The following is a 16,847-nucleotide window of genomic DNA, read 5'->3' as shown; positions in this document are numbered from 1 at the left end:
GCCTCAGCCCCCCAGGAAGGTGCGGCGCACCTCGTCATTGTTCATAAGTTCCTTGCCCGATCCGGTATGCGCGTTGGCGCCCTGCACCAGCACATAGGCCTTGTCGGCGATCGCCATGGCCTGTTTTGCGTTCTGTTCCACCATCAGGATCGGCAGTCCACCGCGCGCGATGGCGATGATCCGGTCGAACAGTTCGTCCATCACGATCGGGCTGACGCCTGCCGTGGGTTCGTCCAGCATCAGCAGGCTGGGCCGGGTCATCAGCGCCCGTCCCACGGCAAGCTGCTGGCGCTGACCACCGGACAACTCGCCGGCCGCCTGACGGCGCTTTTCCTTCAGGATCGGGAACAGGTCATAGACCTGCGCCATGGTATCCGCGATGTCGTCGTCGCGGATGAACGCGCCCATTTCCAGGTTTTCTTCGCAGCTCATTGACGGAAATATGTTGTTCACCTGTGGCACGAAACCCATCCCGGCCTTGACCCGGTCCTGGGGGTTCAGGGCCGTAATGTCGCGCCCGTCCAGCCGGACGCTGCCCTTGCGCAGATCCAGCATGCCGAAGATCGCCTTCATGGCGGTGGATTTGCCTGCCCCGTTGGGACCGACGATAACCGCGATCTGGCCCTTCTCGACGGCGATGGTGCAGTCGTGCAGGATGTCCGGCCCGCGTCCGTAGCCGCCCGACATGCCTTCACCGATCAGGAACGGATCGCCCTCGCGGCCCGGTCCGACCGGGCCCGACCGCCGGCTGCCGTCCACCGTGCCCGCAGGCCGCGGATTGACGACCGAGGCATCGCGATTACCGCGTTTGCCGAATGCCTTTTCCGCGTCGCTCATGCGCCCACCATGTCCTTGTTCTTCAGGCCGGTGCCCAGATAGGCCTCGATCACCTCTTCATTCTGCATGATGTCGGCGGCACTGCCTTCGGCCAGCACCTTGCCCTCGGCCATCACGATCACCGGGTCGCACAGCTTGCCGATGAAATCCATGTCGTGCTCGATCACGCAGAACGTATAGCCGCGTTCCCTGTTCAGCCGCACGATGGCGTCGCCGATCGTGCCCAGAAGCGTGCGGTTCACCCCGGCGCCGACCTCGTCCAGAAATACGATCTTGGCATCGACCATCATCGTGCGGCCCAGTTCCAGCAGCTTCTTCTGGCCGCCCGACAGGTTGCCTGCCTTCTCATGCGCCAGATGGCGGATGGTCAGGAAATCCAGCACCTCGTCGGCGCGGCGGCGCAACGCATCTTCCTCGCGCCAGATCTGGCCGCGCTTGAACCACGTCTTCCAGATCGTTTCGCCGGTCTGCTGGCCGGGCACCATCATCAGGTTCTCGCGCACGGTCATCGACGCGAATTCATGCGCAAGCTGGAAGGTGCGCAGCAGGCCGCGATGGAACAGGGCGTGCGGCGGCAGGCCGGTGATGTCCTCGCCATCCATGTAAACCTTGCCCGATGTCGGCGGCAGAACGCCAGCAATGACGTTGAACAAGGTGGATTTTCCGGCGCCGTTCGGCCCGATCAGCCCGGTGATCGAGCCTTCGCGAATGGTGAGGCTGGCACCATCTACGGCTCGGAAACCGCCGAAATGGCGGTGAAGGTCTTCGACCCTTATCATTCCTGCATCCCTGTCTTCACTGGATTGGTGAAGTGTGGCCGTCAGCGCGGCTCTTGTCATTGAAAAAAGGCCCGGCGCCGCGATGGCGCCGGGCCCTTGTGATCAGCGGGTCTCAGCGATAGCCGACGACTTCCATTTCGCCGGCATCGTTGAACGAAACCTCGCGATAGACGCCTGCGGATTCACCGGCGCCGACCAGTTCGACCGACGTCGCGCCGACATAATCGACATCGCCGCCGCCGTTGATGATCTCAAGCGCCTTGGCCAGTTCGCCCGGCATGATCTTCTCGCCCGGCTCGTTGGCGACGTCCATGATCTTGTCCTTGTAGGTGCCTGGATCGCTGCTGCCGGCAGCGGCCATCGCCAGAAGCATCAGCGCGGCGCCGTCATAGGCTTCGGCCGAGAAAGCGCCCGAGCCGTCATATCCGGCCTCTTCGGCCAGTGTCAGATATGTGTCGCGGCCTTCGCCCTCGGCCGCGGGGTTCTGCCCGAAGCTGCCGCTGATCTCGGTGCCGAAATTCTCGACCAGCGCGGTACCGACCATGCCGTCGGGGAACACGAAGGTGTCGAACGCACCGGTATCCAGCGCGGCGCGCACGATGCCGGAACCGCCCTGATCGACATAACCCGCCACGACCAGCGCATCGCCGCCCGCGGCTGCCAGCGCCGCGACCTCGGCGGAATAGTCGGCCTTGCCGTCGTCATGGGCGCTGTTCACCGTGACGGTGCCGCCCTTTTCCTCGAACGCGGCCTGGAAGCTGTCGGCCAGACCCTTGCCGTAATCGTTGTTGGTATAGCTGACGGCAACGCTGTTGATGCCCTTCTCCATGATGATGTCGGCCATCACCTGACCCTGACGGGCATCCGACGGAGAGGTGCGGAAGAATAGGCCGTTATCCTCGATCGTGGACAGCGCCGGCGAGGTAGCGGAGGGCGAGATCATCACCACGCCGTTCGGCTTGGCGACATTCTCCAGCGAGGCGATCGTCTCGCCCGAACACATGCCGCCGACGATGCCTTTCACGCCCTCGGCGGTAATCAGACGTTCGACGGTCGCGGTCGCGGCGGCAGCATCTGCACAGGTCGAATCCCCTTCGACCGCCGTGATGGTCGAACCGTCCAGCAGCAGGCCCGAGTCGCTGACTTCCTTCATCGCCAGTTTGGCACCGTCGCGCATCGCGGGGGCCATCGATTCCAGCGGTCCCGTGAAGCCGAGCGAGATGCCCATCTTGATGTCTTCAGCACCGGCGGCACCGGCGATCAGGGCGCCGGCGGCGGTCGCAAGAAGAAGCTTTTTCATTGGTTTGTCTCCCAGTTGGAACATGTTCCTGAGGGCGAGGTTAGAAGCCCCGCCCGAAAAAGGAAAGTATCATAACGTGACGTTTTCTCTGGCCTTTGAGACAGGTTCGTGACGGCGCACGCAAGTGTCTCAGCGCCAGCCCAAGGACTCGGGACGGCGGCGCAGGGCCAACCTGATCAGAGACAGCAGCAGCCAGCCGAACAAGAAACCGATGGCCGCGCATATCAGCCCTACGGCGGTGATCGGCAAGGCCGGGCGAAAGTCCTGCCAGGTGTTTCGAAGCGTTTCGGCATCGCGCAGGCGATGCGGCAGCAGCATCCGTTCCAGCGGCCCGGCGATCCGCAGCATGGTCAGATCGGCGCGGGCATTGTCCAGGCGCCGAAACACGCGCCGCATGTCGGATTGATGCGCCTGCCGGAACGCGCTGCCCGACAGATCGGCCAGCGCCTCTGCCCGGGTCAGCCCGGCATCGCGCGCGCTTGCCTCGAAATCGGCCGCGACCTGCTGCAGGGCGTCCACCCGGCCGCCCAGACGCTGCACATACTGATCCGAAAACGCAGGAAACTGCGACAGCGCGGCGGCACAGCACAGTGCCGCCACCAGCCGCAGCAAGCCGATCATGGCAGCGATGCACCGGCTGCCAGCACCGGCCGATAGATCTCGACCAGCTTCGCCACGGCGTCCTTGGGCGACAGTTCCTGGCTTTCGCCTGTCTTGCGGCTGGTCAGCTCGACGCGGTTGTTCGACAGGCCGCGCGGCCCGACGGTGATCCGCCACGGAAGGCCGATCAGGTCGGCAGTCGCGAACTTGGCGCCCGCCCGTTCGTCGCGGTCGTCGTAAAGAGGGTCCAGCCCGCGCGCCTTCAGTTCGGAATAGATCGCCTCGCACGCGCTGTCGGTCGAGGCGTCGCCCTGTTTCAGGTTGACCAGACCGGCGTGGAACGGCGTCACGCCCTCGGGCCAGATGATTCCCTTGTCGTCATGGCTTGCCTCGATGATCGCGCCCAGAAGCCGGCTGACCCCGATGCCGTGACTGCCCATGTGGACCGGCACCTTCGCGCCGTCGGGGCCGACCACGGTCGCGCCCATCGGTTCGGAATACTTGGTGCCGAAATAGAAGATCTGGCCAACCTCGATCCCGCGCGCGCTGCGGCGGCGTTCCTCGGGAACCTGGTTGAACACCGCTTCGTCATGGGTCTCGTCGGTGCGGGCGTAGCGACTGGTGAATTCGTCCATGACCGCCTGGCATTCCTGGTGGCTGTCATAGTCAATCTGACGGTCGCCGAAGGTCAGGTCGGTGATCGCGCTGTCATAGAAGACCTCGGATTCACCGGTTTCGGCCAGCACCAGGAATTCATGCGTGTCGTCGCCGCCGATCGGGCCGCTGTCGGCACGCATCGGGATCGCCTGCAGGCCCATGCGTTCATAGGTGCGCAGATAGCTGACCAGATGCCGGTTATAGGCATGCAGCGCGTCTTCGCGGGTCAGATCGAAATTGTAACCGTCCTTCATCAGGAATTCGCGCCCGCGCATCACGCCGAAGCGGGGGCGGATCTCGTCACGGAATTTCCACTGGATGTGATACAGCGTCAGCGGCAGATCCTTGTAGCTGTTCACATGGCCGCGGAAGATGTCGGTGATCATCTCCTCGTTGGTGGGACCATACAGCAAATCGCGCTTGTGGCGATCCTTCACGCGCAGCATTTCCTCGCCATAATCGTCATAGCGGCCGCTTTCGCGCCACAGATCGGCGGGCTGCAGCGTCGGCATCAGCAGCGGGATATGGCCCGCGCGCTGCTGTTCCTCGTGCACGATCCGTTCGATGTTGCGCAGCACCTTGTAGCCAAGCGGCAACCAGGAATAGATCCCCGCCGCCTGCTGCTTGATCATGCCCGCGCGCAACATCAGCCGGTGGCTGACGATCTGGGCCTCTTTGGGGTCCTCTTTCAGGACGGGCAGGAAATAGCGCGACAGACGCATGTGGCGTGGTCCTTCGGTTCGATTTGCGCCGAGGGTTATCGGATCGGCATGACCTTGCCAAGAACCCGTGCCCGCGCGGCGCGAATTCCCGCGGGGTTCTGCTTGCAACCGCCACCGCGCGCGTCCAAATTCGGCGCAACCCGTTCGCAGGAGAGCCGCAATGCACGTGCCGGTGCGCAAGCAACTGATCTGGTGGGGCGCCGCGGCCGTGGCGCTGCTTGTCACGATGTGGCTGTTGGGGCAGGCGATCCTGCCCTTCATCCTTGGTGCGGGGGTAGCCTATCTGCTGGACCCGCTGGCGGACCGGCTGGAACGGGCCGGGCTGTCGCGCACCATGGCGGTTGTCGTGATCACCATCGGCGCCTTGCTGATCTTTGTCGCGGTCATCCTGCTGATCGTGCCGGTGCTGATCCGGCAGGCCACAGCGCTGATCGACACCGCCCCCGAGATGATGGCGCAGGCCCACGGCTTTGTCGCCGCGCGTTTCCCCGAACTGCTGCCCGAGGGCGGCACCATTGGCACCGCCCTGAGCGATCTTGGCAAGGCGATGGGCGATCAGTGGAGCAATGTCGCCCAGACCCTGATGAGTTCGCTTGGCGGTGTGATCAGCGCGGTGGCGATTCTGGTGATCGTGCCGGTGGTCGCGTTCTACCTGCTTCTGGACTGGGACCGCATGGTGGATCAGATCGACCGGCTGCTGCCGCGTGAGCACGCCCCGGTGCTGCGGCGTCTTGCCTCCGAGATCGACAAGGCGCTGTCCGGGTTCCTGCGCGGGCAGGGGCTGGTGATCCTGATTCTCGGCACATGGTATTCCATTGCCCTGATGATCGTCGGGCTGCCCTTCGGGTTCTTCATCGGCATCATGGCGGCGGCGCTGTCCTTCATTCCCTATGTGGGCGTCCTGATCGGTGGGGTGACCGCCATTGGCGTCGCCCTGTTCAGCTTCTGGGGCGATCCGCTGTGGATCGGCGCGGTGATCGCGATCTTCGCGATCGGGCAGGTCGTCGAGGGGAACTATCTTCAGCCCAAGATCGTCGGCGGTCACGTCGGTCTGCATCCCGTCTGGCTGCTGCTGGCGCTGTCGGTTTTCGGCGCGCTGTTCGGCTTTGTCGGGATGGTCGCCGCCGTTCCGCTGGCCGCCGCATTGGGCGTGCTGGCGCGGTTCGCCATCGAACGCTATCGTGACAGCGCGTTGTACACGGGCCAGACCCCGCCCGCCGATCCGTCGCCGCCAATCCTGGTCGAGCTTGCCCCGCGTGGCACCGTCGCGGCCGATCTGCGCGATGCGCGGCTGAAGGTCGATCGTGCGCGGGCCCGCGCCCAGATCGAGACGATGCGCGAAGATCTCGAACGCGGTCGGGACTGACGCGCAATGTCCCGCCAGCTGACCCTTGATCTGACGACGGCACCCGCGCATTCGCGCGCCGACTTCCTGCCCGCACCCGCCAATGCGGCGGCGCTGAGCGCGCTGGACGCGCCGCAGGACTGGCCGCAGGGCCGGATGCTGTTGATCGGTCCCGAGGGTGCGGGCAAGACCCACATGGCGGCCTTCTGGGCCGCCGAGAACGGCGCGCGCCGGATCAAGGCCGCCGCATTGCGGCCCGAGGCGGCCGATCTGCTGGCCACGGAAGGCGGCGCGCTGGTGGTCGAGGATGCCGATCGGGCGGGCCGGGCCGCGGGGGCCGAACAGGCGTTGTTCCATCTGTGGAACCTGTGCGGCCCGCGCGACTGCCTGCTGCTTCTGACCGCGCGCAGCGCGCCGCGCGACTGGGGCCTGGTGCTGCCGGATCTGCGAAGCCGCATGGATGCGATGCCGCAGGTTCGGTTGGGACCGCCCGACCAGGCGCTGCTGGCCGCCGTGCTGGTCAAGCTGTTCTCGGATCGTCAGCTTGCCGTGCCGCCCGGCCTGATCGACTGGCTGGTGATGCGGATGCAGCGGGATCTGGGCACCGCCCGCCGCCTCGTGGCCGCGATCGACCGGGCTGCGATGGCGAAACAGGGGCCCGTGACACGAAAGATCGCCGCCGACCTTCTGGACAATCTTGCCGCCGCTGACGCATGATCGCGCGCCTTCCGAACCGAGACGACCGACGATGACACAGGCTGATTTTCTTCGCACCCCGTTCCCCGAGCCGCAGGACATGCCCGACGGTGCCCCGAACGGGGCGGGGAGGTTCTTCAACCGCGAGCTCAGCTGGTTGTCGTTCAACTGGCGGGTTCTGGACGAGGCGCGCAACACGCGGGTGCCGCTTTTGGAAAGATTGCGCTTCGTGTCGATCAGCGCGGCCAATCTGGACGAATTCTACACCGTCCGCGTCGCCGGTCTGCGCGAGCTGGTGCGCGAAGGCAGCACCAATATCTCGGATGACGGGCTGACACCCGCAGAACAGCTGAGCCTGATCAACGCCGATGCGCGCAGGCTGATGAGCGCGCAGCAAGGCGTCTGGAACAGACTGCGCCGCGAGATGGAAGAACAGGGGATCACCATCCTGTCGCGGTCGCGCCTGACCCGTACCGAAGAAGAATTCCTGCGCGGTTATTTCGAGGAAAGCGTGCTGCCGGTCCTGTCGCCGCTGGCGATCGACCCGGCCCATCCTTTCCCCTTCATTCCGAATACCGGATTCTCGCTGGCGCTTGAACTTGCGCCCGAGGGCAAGGGACGCCCGATGCAGGCGTTGCTGCCCATACCGGCGCAGCTCCCACGGTTTGTCCCGATGCCCGGAGCCGAGCGTTTCCTGCGGCTCGAGGATCTGTTGCTGATGCATCTGTCCAGCCTGTTTCCGGGCTATCGCAATGCCGGCTACTGTGCCTTCCGGGTGTTGCGCGACAGCGATCTGGAGGTCGAGGAAGAGGCCGAGGATCTGGTGCGCGAATTCGAGACCGCGTTGAAGCGGCGTCGGCGCGGCAGCGTCATCCGGCTGAAGATCACGGCAGGCGCGTCGGACAAGCTGCGTCAGCTGATCATGGACGAACTGGAGGTCAGCCCCGACGAGGTGATCGAAGTCGAGGGGCTTCTGGGTGTGGCCGACCTGAAGGAACTTGTGCTGGATCACCGCCGCGATCTGCTGTGGCCCAGCTTCGCACCGCGCGTCCCCGAGCGTGTTCAGGACCATGGCGGCGACATGTTCGCCGCGATCCGGCAAAAGGACATGCTGCTGCATCATCCCTATGAGACCTTCGACATGGTGGTGCGTTTCCTGCAGCAGGCGGCGCGCGACCCCGACGTGCTGGCCATAAAGCAGACACTTTACCGCACCAGCCGCGACAGCCCGATCGTCGAGGCGCTGTGCGAGGCGGCCGAGGCGGGCAAGTCGGTCACCGCGCTGGTGGAACTGAAGGCGCGGTTTGACGAGGCCGCCAATATCCGCCAGTCGCGGCGACTGGAACGCGCCGGGGCGCATGTCGTCTATGGTTTCGTGAACTACAAGACCCATGCGAAGATCAGCACGGTGGTGCGACGCGAGGGCGACCGTCTGGTGACCTATACCCACTACGGGACCGGGAACTATCATCCGATCACCGCGCGGATCTATACGGACCTGTCGATGTTCACCTGCGATCCCGCACTGGGACGCGATGCGACGAAGGTGTTCAACTACCTGTCCGGCTATGTCCAGCCGGCCGGGCTTGAGAACCTGTCGATCTCACCCCTGGATCTCAAGGAGCGGCTTTTGTCGCTGATCGCGCAAGAGGCCGAATTTGCGCGTCAGGGACGCCCCGCGGCCATCTGGGCCAAGATGAACTCGTTGATCGAGAAAGACGTGATCGAGGCGCTGTATTCGGCCAGCGCAGCGGGGGTCAAGATCAGCCTCGTGATTCGGGGAATCTGCGGGATACGGCCCGGGATCAACGGCTTGTCCGAAAACATTCGGGTCAAGTCGATCGTCGGGCGCTACCTGGAACATTCGCGAATCGTGTGTTTCGGGAACGGTCATGGCCTGCCGTCCAAGAAGGCGCGGGTCTTCTTTTCCTCGGCCGACTGGATGGGGCGCAACCTGTCGCGGCGGGTCGAGACGCTGGTCGAATGCATGAACGAGACGGTCAAGGCGCAGATCGTCAGCCAGATCATGGCCGCGAACATGGCCGACGAGGCGCAAAGCTGGCTGCTGCATCCCGACGGGCGATTCGTGCGCTATCTGCCCGATGGCCGCGACGATCTGTTCGATTGTCATCGCTTCTTCATGGAAAATCCGTCACTTTCCGGGCGGGGCACGGCGGGCGCGCGTGACGTTCCGGCCCTGACACATTCGTCCGATTGACCCGGACGCCCGGACGGGTCATTAACGCCCCGATGCGCAAGCAGGAGGCTTTGCAATGAACGGTGTGGCAACGACCAGCGGCGACAGCGCCGATCCATTGGTCAAGACATTCGCCAAGCTTCCGAAGCGCGCGCTGTCGCGGGTTGGGGTCGTCGATGTCGGATCCAACTCGATTCGTCTGGTGGTCTTCGACGGGGCGGCGCGATCGCCCGCCTATTTCTACAACGAAAAGGTCATGGCAGGACTGGGCGCCGAGATGGCGACGACCGGTCGGTTGAACCCTGCCGGGGTCGAGCGCGGCTTTGATGCGCTGCGGCGTTTTGCGGCGTTGGCCCGTGGCATGGACATCGAACCGCTGACCTGCGTGGCCACCGCCGCCGTCCGCGAGGCCGAAGACGGCCCGGCCTTTCAGGAACGCGTGGAACGCGAGACGGGCATCAGGATGCTGGTCATCGACGGCGAGGAAGAGGCGCGGCTGTCGGCGCAGGGTGTCCTTCTGGGCTGGCCCGAGGCGAAGGGCCTTGTCTGCGACATCGGCGGCAACTCGATGGAACTGGCCGAGGTCGAGGGCGGCAAGGTGGGGCGTCGCGCCACGTCGCAGCTTGGGCCGTTTCGCCTGCAGCAGGTCAAGGGCGGCAAGGACGGGCTGCAAAAGCACATCCGCAAGATCATGTCCGAGCTTGCCGACAAGCTGGGCACCGATCATCAGCGAATCTATCTGGTCGGCGGCTCGTGGCGGGCCATCGCGCGTCTGGACATGGAACGGCGCGGCTATCCGATGACGGTCCTGCACGAATATCGCATGACGCCGAAAGCGGTCGAGGAAACCGTGGACTGGATCTCCGCGAACGATCTGAACGACCTGCGCGGCCGGGTGGGAATTTCATCCTCGCGGATGGAACTGGTGCCGCTGGCCTCGCGGGTGCTGTCCGAACTGGTCGAGACGTTCCAGCCTGCCGAACTGGCCGTCAGCAGCTATGGCATTCGCGAAGGCCTGCTGTACGAACACATGTCGGAAAGCCTTCGCCGCCGCGACCCGCTGATCGAGGCGGCACGATTTACCGAACGGCAGATGGCCCGGATGCCCGGCTTCGGCAGGAAGCTGTATCATTTCCTGCTACCGCTGTTCGGCGACGTGGGCCCGGAACGCGAACGGCTGATCCGGGCGGCATGCCTGCTGCACGACACCACTTGGCGCGCGCATCCCGATTATCGCGCCGAGGCCTGTTTCGACAATGTCACCCGCGCGAACATGGCCGCGCTCAGCCATCCCGAACGGGTGTTCCTGGGCCTTGCGCTGCTGCATCGCTACAAGAACAGCCGTGCCAAATCCCCGATGGAGCCGCTGTTCGCGCTGCTTGATCCGGACGAAATCCGCGATGCCGAGATCCTGGGCAAGGCAATGCGGTTCGGCGCCATGTTTGCAATCGACGATCCTTCGGATGCAGGCCAGTTGAAGCTGAAGGAAAAGAAATCAAAGCTTGAACTGACCCTGACACGAACCGGCCGCAGCCTGATGGGCGAGGTCGCCCATTCGCGGTTCCGGTCGCTGTGCAGCGCGATGGGGGTCGAGCCTCTGGTCGCCGACTAGGCCGGGTCGGCGCGCAGCGCCGGCAGTCCGACGCCGGTCGACTCGAATCCGCCATCCACGGCCAGCACCTGTCCGGTGATATAGCTGGCCTTGTCGCCTGCCAGAAACACGATGGCCTCGGCCAGTTCCTGCTCGGTTCCATACCGGTTCAACGGGATCGCGTCGTGGTAAGCCGCGATGATCTGTGGGCTGTGCACGGCCATCGCCAGCTTGGTCCTGACCGGTCCGGGGGCAATGCAGTTGGCGCGGATCCCGTATTCGCCCAGTTCCGCAGCCTGTTGACGGGTCAGATGGATCACCGCGGCCTTGGACGTCCCATAGGCGACCCGCAGGGTCGAGGCGCGCAGGCCGGAAATCGAGGCGATGTTGACGATGGCGCCGCCGCGACGCTTCAGCGCGGTAATGCAGGCCTGGCTGACCAGGAAGGTGCCGTCCAGATTGGTGGCCATCACTGTCCGCCAGCGGTCGAAATCGGTCTGCTCGATAGGCCGGAAATCGGCGACACCGGCATTGTTGACGACCGCGTCGATCGTTTTGCAATGCTCCAGAACCGTCCGCACCATGGCTTCGACCTGATCGGCCTGCGATATGTCGCAACAGACCGCGAAAGCATGATCGCAACCGGGCGCGACCGTTTCCAGTTCCGCGCGGTCGCGATCGACCATCGCGACCTGCCAGCCTTGCTGCGCGAACAGTCGTGCCGTTGCCAGCCCGATCCCGCGTGCCGCACCCGTGACGATTGCCGTTTTCATGCTCGTATCTCCCTTCTGGCCCTTTGTGGCGCCACCTTATGCGGCGGACCGGGAATGAAAAGCCTGTCCGTGAATGCGAAAAAGGGCGCCCGACAGGGCGCCCTTTCGATATCTGCCTTGGGGCAGGGCGATGATTACATCATGCCGCCCATGCCGCCCATGCCGCCCATGTCGGGCATTCCGCCGCCCTGGCCTTTCGGCTCGGGCTTCTCGGCGATCATCGCTTCGGTGGTGATCAGCAGACCAGCAACCGACGAGGCGTCTTCCAGCGCGGTCCGCACGACCTTCGCGGGGTCGATGACACCGAACTTGAACAGGTCGCCATATTCTTCGGTCTGGGCGTTGAAGCCGAAGTTCTTGTCGCTGGATTCACGGATCTTGCCCGCAACGACGGCACCGTCGACACCGGCGTTATCGGCGATCTGGCGCATCGGAGCTTCCAGCGCGCGACGCACGATGGCGATCCCGGCATCCTGGTCCGAGTTTTCGCCCTTCAGGCCTTCCAGAACCTTGCCGCCCTGGACCAGCGCGACACCGCCGCCCACGACAACACCTTCCTGAACGGCCGCACGGGTCGCGTTCAGCGCGTCATCGACGCGGTCCTTGCGCTCTTTGACTTCGACTTCGCTCATGCCGCCGACGCGGATCACGGCAACCCCGCCAGCCAGCTTGGCCACGCGTTCCTGCAGTTTTTCCTTGTCGTAGTCCGAGGTGGTTTCCTCGATCTGCTGACGGATCTGGCTGACGCGGGCTTCGATCTCGGACTTCTCGCCATTGCCATCGACGATGGTGGTGTTGTCCTTGTTGATCGACACCTTCTTGGCTGTGCCCAGCATGTCGATGGTCACGTTTTCCAGCTTCATGCCCAGATCTTCGCTGATGACCTGACCGCCGGTCAGGATCGCGATGTCCTGCAGCATCGACTTGCGGCGATCGCCGAAGCCCGGTGCCTTGACGGCTGCGATCTTCAGGCCGCCGCGCAGCTTGTTGACGACCAGCGTGGCCAGGGCCTCGCCTTCGACGTCTTCGCCGATGATCAGCAGCGGCTTTTGTGACTGGATCACCGATTCCAGCAGCGGAACCATCGGCTGCAGCGACGACAGTTTCTTTTCGTGCAGCAGGATGTAGCAGTCTTCCAGTTCAGCGATCATCTTGTCGGGATTGGTCACGAAATAGGGCGACAGGTAGCCGCGGTCGAACTGCATGCCTTCGACGACTTCGACCTCGGTTTCCATCCCCTTGTTTTCTTCGACGGTGATGACACCCTCGTTGCCGACCTTCTGCATCGCGTCGGCGATCTGACGACCGATCGAAGCTTCGCCGTTGGCCGAGATGGTGCCGACCTGCGCGACTTCGTCGCTGTCGTTCACCGGACGCGAAGCGGCCTTGATGGCTTCGACGACCTTCGCGGTGGCCTGATCGATGCCGCGCTTCAGGTCCATCGGGTTCATGCCGGCGGCAACCGCCTTCATGCCTTCCTTGACGATGGCCTGGGCCAGAACCGTCGCGGTGGTGGTGCCGTCACCGGCTTCGTCATTGGTGCGCGAAGCGACTTCGCGGACCATCTGTGCGCCCATGTTCTCGAACTTGTCGGTCAGTTCGATTTCCTTGGCGACGGTGACGCCGTCCTTGGTGATGCGCGGGGCGCCGAACGATTTGTCGATGACCACGTTGCGGCCCTTCGGACCCAGCGTCACCTTCACCGCATCGGCGAGGACGTTGACGCCTTTCAGCATCCGGTCGCGGGCGTCGGTGCCAAACTTGACTTCTTTACCAGCCATTTGAATCTCCTGGAATTTCTATCGTGAAGTGCGTGTTCTGGATGCGGCTGTTCAGCCGATGATGCCCAGAATGTCGCTTTCCTTCATGATCAGCAGCTCTTCGCCGTCGATGGTGACCTCGGTGCCCGACCATTTGCCGAACAGCACGCGGTCGCCCGCCTTCACCGCAGGTGCGATCAGTTCGCCCGAATCCTTGCGGGCGCCTTCGCCGACCGAGATGATTTCGCCTTCCGCGGGCTTTTCCTTGGCGCTGTCGGGGATGATCAGACCGCCCTTGGTCTTTTCATCGGACTCGACGCGGCGGACCAGCACGCGGTCATGCAGCGGTTTGAATGCCATGGGTGAACACTCCGTGTTTCAGGTTCCAGTGCCTTTGTTGGCACTCACCGAATGCGAGTGCCAATGACGGTGATCTAGGCAAGCTGCTGGTGCCTGTCAACGGGCTAATTCAACGAAATGACTGGCCGCTCTGGTCGTGTGCCGGGATTTGTGTCAGCGTCCGGCCGCGGCCCGACAATCATGGGTGCGGTGATGAGCAGGAGATCGGGATGAAGCACCTGGCAACGGCTTTGGCAATCTGGATCGGGTTTGCCGGGAATATGGCCGCCGCGACCTGCGAGGGCCGAAACCTGATCGAGGCGATGCCGTCGGAGCGCCGGGAACTGATCCAGCAGGCCGTCGACGACGTGCCCTATCACCAGGGCCTTTTGTGGCGCGCGACCCGAGGCGATGCGCAGATGACGATTGTCGGCACCTATCATTTCGGTGATGCCCGGCATCAGTCGATGCTGGATCGGTTGCAGGGACCGCTGCGCGACGCCGCAATGCTGTTCGTCGAAGCTGGCCCGGAAGAGGAGCGGAAGTTGACCGAGGCGCTTGTCGCCGACCCCAACCTGATGGTCAGCTCCGATGGGCCGACGCTGCCCGAACGCCTGACCCAGCCGGAATGGGATACGCTGTCGCAGGCCATGGCCGCACGCGGGACACCGGCGGTGGTGACGGCGAAGCTGCGGCCGTGGTATGTGGCGATGATGCTGGGCGTATCGCCCTGCATGATGAAGGGCATGGCCGAGGGGGGCAGGGCTGGCCTCGACCATTTGCTGGTCGATCGTGCCGAGGCGCTGGATCTGCCGGTGCGCGCGCTTGAGCCTTGGGACACGGTCTTCACGCTGTTCGACGACATGACGCCGGCGCAGGAAATCGACATGATCCGCGCCGCATTGCCTGCCGCATCCTACGCCGACGACTATGCCGTGACGCTGACGGACGCCTATTTCGCCGGCGATGTCTGGCAGATATGGGAGTTCGGCCGTATCGACGCCTATGCGAATTCGGGCCTGTCCCGCGCGGCGGTGGACGAACAGATGCAGCTTGCCAAGACGCAGTTGATGGATAATCGCAACATGGCGTGGATCGCGCCGCTAAGCCGCGCGGCCGACGAAGCTGCCCGTCAGGGGCAGGGGATCGTCGCCGGATTCGGGGCCTTGCATCTGCCGGGCGAACAGGGCGTCCTGCGGTTGCTTGAGAAAGACGGCTGGACGATCGAACGGCTGGATGATTGAACGCGCGGTCGCGCCGATCCCGGACAGCCGGTGATCTCAGCTTCGCCCACCCGGTCGGTTCTTGCGTGGTTCAGGCGGTCGGCCCAGACCGTGTTCGGGTTCTTCCTCGTCATCGTCGTCACTGAGCGGCGCGGCACTGGGGCCGCTGGCGAAACGCTCCATCAGGGCGTTTTCCAGATTGCGATTCAACTCTCGGCTCAGCTGCACATATTCCGGGTTTTCGTCCAGCGGTACACCCGGTTTCCAAACCTCTGCCAGTTCGCGCAGGGACGCGCGATCGAGGCGATAGAAGATCCGCTCCAACTCGGACGCCTCGTATTCGGAAAGCCCCGCATTTTCGAGGACATAACGACCGGCCCGCAGAGAGCTGTCGAAGGTTTCGCGGACGATGTCGTTCGCGCCTGAACTGTAAAGCTGATAGACATTCACGCGGTCGCGCGCCCGCGCCACGATATGCAGGTCGGGGCGGCGTTCGCGGGCATAGCGGATCAGCTTGAGATTTGCCTCGGGATCGTCCAGCGCGGCGACCAGGATGCGCGCCTTGTCCAGCCCGGCGGCCGTCAGGATCTCGGGACGGGTCGGATCGCCGAAATATCCCTTGAACCCGAAACGGCGCATCAGCTGGATCAGCTTCAGGTCGTGGTCCAGTACGGTGGTCTGAAACCCCGACATGGTGACCATGCGGTTGATGACCTGTCCGAACCGACCCACGCCCGCGATGATGATCGGCTGCTGTTCCTCGATCTGGTCGGGATCCTCGGTCAGTCCCGTCTCGGATTTTCGCCGTGACAGCTGCTCGTGCAGGATGAACAGCAGCGGCGTAATCAGCATGGTCAGCGCCACGACCAGAAGAACCGATTTGGCCAGCGGTGTCGGCAGGATGGTCAAAGAGACCGCGTAGGAAATCAGCACGAAGCCGAATTCGCCCGCCTGCGCCAGTGACAGCGTGAACAGCGACCGGTCATTGCGGCCCATCTTGGTCGAACGCGCGATCACCCACAGGATCGCGGCCTTGGCGGCGATCACCCCTGCGGTGGCGGACAGGATGGGCACCGGCTGCTGCGCCAGAACCTCGAAATCCATACCCGCGCCGACGGTGATGAAGAACAGCCCCAGCAACAGCCCCTTGAACGGTTCGATCTGCGATTCCAGTTCGTGCCGGAACTCGGACCCTGCCAGCATCACGCCCGCCAGGAATGTGCCAAGCGCCGGAGACAGTCCGACAAGGATCATCAGCGAGGCGATGCCGACCACGATCAGCAGCGCCATCGCGGTCTCGATCTCTCGCAGCCGCGACGAGATCACGAAGCGAAAGACCGGGCGGATCAGATACTGACCCAGCAGGATCACTGCCGCCACGGCGGCAACCGTGACCAAAGTCGCGCCCCACGCAGGCAATCCCGCCATGAAGATTTCACCGATATGTTCCCCGCCATGGGTATCGGCGGCTGCATGTGCATCGGTGGCGACATTGCCGCCGAAGGGCGCCAGCAAGGGCATCAGCGCGATCATCGGGATCACCGCGATGTCCTGGGTCAGCAGAACCGAAAAGGCCGAGCGTCCGCCCGCCGTCTGCATCAGCCCCTTTTCCGTCAGCGTCTGCAGTACGATCGCCGTCGAACTGAGGGACAGGATCATCCCCAGGGCAACCGCCGTCGGCCAGCCCAGTCCGAACAGCATGGCCACACCCGCAACGGCGGCCATCGACAACAGCACCTGCGCACCGCCAAGACCGATCAGCCGGTGACGCATGTTCCACAAGCTGCGGGGTTCAAGCTCCAGCCCGATCAGGAACAGCATCATCACCACGCCGAACTCGGCGAAATGCTGAAGATCGGCCATCTGGTTTCCTGTCAGTTGCAGGACCGGGCCGATCAGGATGCCGCAGATCAGATAGCCCAGCACCGAACCCAGCCCAAGCCGCGCCGACAGCGGCACGGCGATCACCATGGTGATCAGATAGACCGTGGCAAGAAGCAGAAAGTTTTCCATCGTCGCCTGGTACCG

At 64.0% G+C, this 16,847-nt stretch carries 14 protein-coding genes; 5 read left to right on the top strand and 9 right to left on the bottom strand.

Annotation, left to right across the window (positions count from 1 at the left end; genetic code table 11):
• Positions 1-3 precede the first annotated feature (3 nt).
• From J7359_RS04315 to proS, 5 genes are all read right to left on the bottom strand, one after another.
• Positions 4-837 (bottom strand): ABC transporter ATP-binding protein, encoded by an 834-nt coding sequence (locus J7359_RS04315; protein ID WP_209055293.1) that lies wholly within the window; start codon positions 835-837, stop codon positions 4-6.
• Positions 834-1,616, bottom strand: a complete 783-nt coding sequence (locus J7359_RS04310; protein ID WP_209055292.1) for an ABC transporter ATP-binding protein — start codon at positions 1,614-1,616, stop codon at positions 834-836. The genes J7359_RS04315 and J7359_RS04310 overlap by 4 nt, the downstream gene beginning before the upstream one ends.
• A 112-nt stretch (positions 1,617-1,728) precedes the next feature.
• Positions 1,729-2,916, bottom strand: a complete 1,188-nt coding sequence (locus J7359_RS04305; protein WP_209055291.1) for an ABC transporter substrate-binding protein — start codon at positions 2,914-2,916, stop codon at positions 1,729-1,731.
• A 129-nt stretch (positions 2,917-3,045) separates the two neighbouring features.
• Positions 3,046-3,537 (bottom strand): DUF2937 family protein, encoded by a 492-nt coding sequence (locus J7359_RS04300; protein ID WP_209055290.1) that lies wholly within the window; start codon positions 3,535-3,537, stop codon positions 3,046-3,048.
• Positions 3,534-4,895 (bottom strand): proline--tRNA ligase, encoded by a 1,362-nt coding sequence (gene proS, locus J7359_RS04295; protein WP_209055289.1) that lies wholly within the window; start codon positions 4,893-4,895, stop codon positions 3,534-3,536. The genes J7359_RS04300 and proS overlap by 4 nt, the downstream gene beginning before the upstream one ends.
• A gap of 160 nt (positions 4,896-5,055) precedes the next feature.
• On the opposite strand from proS, the gene J7359_RS04290 reads away from it, so the two are divergent.
• From J7359_RS04290 to J7359_RS04275, 4 genes are read left to right on the top strand one after another with little or no spacing between them, the layout of a single operon-like run.
• Positions 5,056-6,261, top strand: coding sequence for an AI-2E family transporter (locus J7359_RS04290; RefSeq protein ID WP_209055288.1), 1,206 nt, complete (start codon positions 5,056-5,058; stop codon positions 6,259-6,261).
• Positions 6,262-6,267: 6 nt separating this feature from the next.
• Positions 6,268-6,957: a chromosomal replication initiator DnaA gene (locus J7359_RS04285; protein ID WP_209055287.1), complete on the top strand. Its 690-nt coding sequence runs from the start codon at positions 6,268-6,270 to the stop codon at positions 6,955-6,957.
• A 31-nt stretch (positions 6,958-6,988) separates the two neighbouring features.
• Positions 6,989-9,154, top strand: a complete 2,166-nt coding sequence (locus tag J7359_RS04280; RefSeq protein WP_209055286.1) for an RNA degradosome polyphosphate kinase — start codon at positions 6,989-6,991, stop codon at positions 9,152-9,154.
• Between the two features lie 55 nt (positions 9,155-9,209).
• Entirely contained in the window at positions 9,210-10,745 is a 1,536-nt protein-coding gene (locus tag J7359_RS04275) for a Ppx/GppA family phosphatase (protein ID WP_209055285.1), read from the top strand.
• On the opposite strand, the gene J7359_RS04270 is transcribed toward J7359_RS04275, so the two are convergent.
• From J7359_RS04270 to J7359_RS04260, 3 genes are all read right to left on the bottom strand, one after another.
• Complete coding sequence (locus J7359_RS04270) at positions 10,742-11,497, bottom strand: SDR family oxidoreductase (RefSeq protein ID WP_209055284.1); 756 nt, start codon at positions 11,495-11,497, stop codon at positions 10,742-10,744. The two genes, J7359_RS04275 and J7359_RS04270, sit on opposite strands and share 4 nt — an antisense overlap.
• A gap of 134 nt (positions 11,498-11,631) precedes the next feature.
• Positions 11,632-13,278 carry a chaperonin GroEL gene (groL, locus tag J7359_RS04265; protein WP_209055283.1) on the bottom strand — a complete coding sequence of 549 codons (1,647 nt, stop codon included), beginning with the start codon at positions 13,276-13,278 and terminating at the stop codon, positions 11,632-11,634.
• Between the two features lie 51 nt (positions 13,279-13,329).
• Entirely contained in the window at positions 13,330-13,617 is a 288-nt protein-coding gene (locus J7359_RS04260) for a co-chaperone GroES (RefSeq protein WP_119748257.1), read from the bottom strand.
• A 209-nt stretch (positions 13,618-13,826) separates the two neighbouring features.
• Here J7359_RS04260 and J7359_RS04255 point away from each other — a divergent pair, with 209 nt between their 5' ends.
• Complete coding sequence (locus J7359_RS04255; protein WP_209055282.1) at positions 13,827-14,840, top strand: TraB/GumN family protein; 1,014 nt, start codon at positions 13,827-13,829, stop codon at positions 14,838-14,840.
• Positions 14,841-14,876: 36 nt separating this feature from the next.
• Here J7359_RS04255 and J7359_RS04250 read toward each other — a convergent pair whose 3' ends face one another.
• Positions 14,877-16,832 (bottom strand): monovalent cation:proton antiporter-2 (CPA2) family protein, encoded by a 1,956-nt coding sequence (locus tag J7359_RS04250; protein ID WP_209055281.1) that lies wholly within the window; start codon positions 16,830-16,832, stop codon positions 14,877-14,879.
• Positions 16,833-16,847 lie beyond the last annotated feature (15 nt).

Origin of the sequence: Paracoccus sp. R12_2 (assembly GCF_017744015.1) — a bacterium.
Lineage (GTDB): Bacteria > Pseudomonadota > Alphaproteobacteria > Rhodobacterales > Rhodobacteraceae > Paracoccus.
Note: the sequence above shows the minus strand (reverse complement) of the source record. Positions and strands in the feature narration are given on the sequence as shown.

What these genes read in the sequence shown, in the direction of transcription:
- J7359_RS04260 (WP_119748257.1), bottom strand. Translation starts at nt 13,617, where the DNA reads ATGGCATTCAAACCGCTGCATGACCGCGTGCTGGTCCGCCGCGTCGAG.
- J7359_RS04310 (WP_209055292.1), bottom strand. Translation starts at nt 1,616, where the DNA reads ATGATAAGGGTCGAAGACCTTCACCGCCATTTCGGCGGTTTCCGAGCC.
- J7359_RS04290 (WP_209055288.1), top strand. Translation starts at nt 5,056, where the DNA reads ATGCACGTGCCGGTGCGCAAGCAACTGATCTGGTGGGGCGCCGCGGCC.
- proS (WP_209055289.1), bottom strand. Translation starts at nt 4,895, where the DNA reads ATGCGTCTGTCGCGCTATTTCCTGCCCGTCCTGAAAGAGGACCCCAAA.
- J7359_RS04300 (WP_209055290.1), bottom strand. Translation starts at nt 3,537, where the DNA reads ATGATCGGCTTGCTGCGGCTGGTGGCGGCACTGTGCTGTGCCGCCGCG.
- J7359_RS04280 (WP_209055286.1), top strand. Translation starts at nt 6,989, where the DNA reads ATGACACAGGCTGATTTTCTTCGCACCCCGTTCCCCGAGCCGCAGGAC.
- J7359_RS04285 (WP_209055287.1), top strand. Translation starts at nt 6,268, where the DNA reads ATGTCCCGCCAGCTGACCCTTGATCTGACGACGGCACCCGCGCATTCG.
- groL (WP_209055283.1), bottom strand. Translation starts at nt 13,278, where the DNA reads ATGGCTGGTAAAGAAGTCAAGTTTGGCACCGACGCCCGCGACCGGATG.
- J7359_RS04305 (WP_209055291.1), bottom strand. Translation starts at nt 2,916, where the DNA reads ATGAAAAAGCTTCTTCTTGCGACCGCCGCCGGCGCCCTGATCGCCGGT.
- J7359_RS04255 (WP_209055282.1), top strand. Translation starts at nt 13,827, where the DNA reads ATGAAGCACCTGGCAACGGCTTTGGCAATCTGGATCGGGTTTGCCGGG.
- J7359_RS04250 (WP_209055281.1), bottom strand. Translation starts at nt 16,832, where the DNA reads ATGGAAAACTTTCTGCTTCTTGCCACGGTCTATCTGATCACCATGGTG.
- J7359_RS04270 (WP_209055284.1), bottom strand. Translation starts at nt 11,497, where the DNA reads ATGAAAACGGCAATCGTCACGGGTGCGGCACGCGGGATCGGGCTGGCA.
- J7359_RS04275 (WP_209055285.1), top strand. Translation starts at nt 9,210, where the DNA reads ATGAACGGTGTGGCAACGACCAGCGGCGACAGCGCCGATCCATTGGTC.
- J7359_RS04315 (WP_209055293.1), bottom strand. Translation starts at nt 837, where the DNA reads ATGAGCGACGCGGAAAAGGCATTCGGCAAACGCGGTAATCGCGATGCC.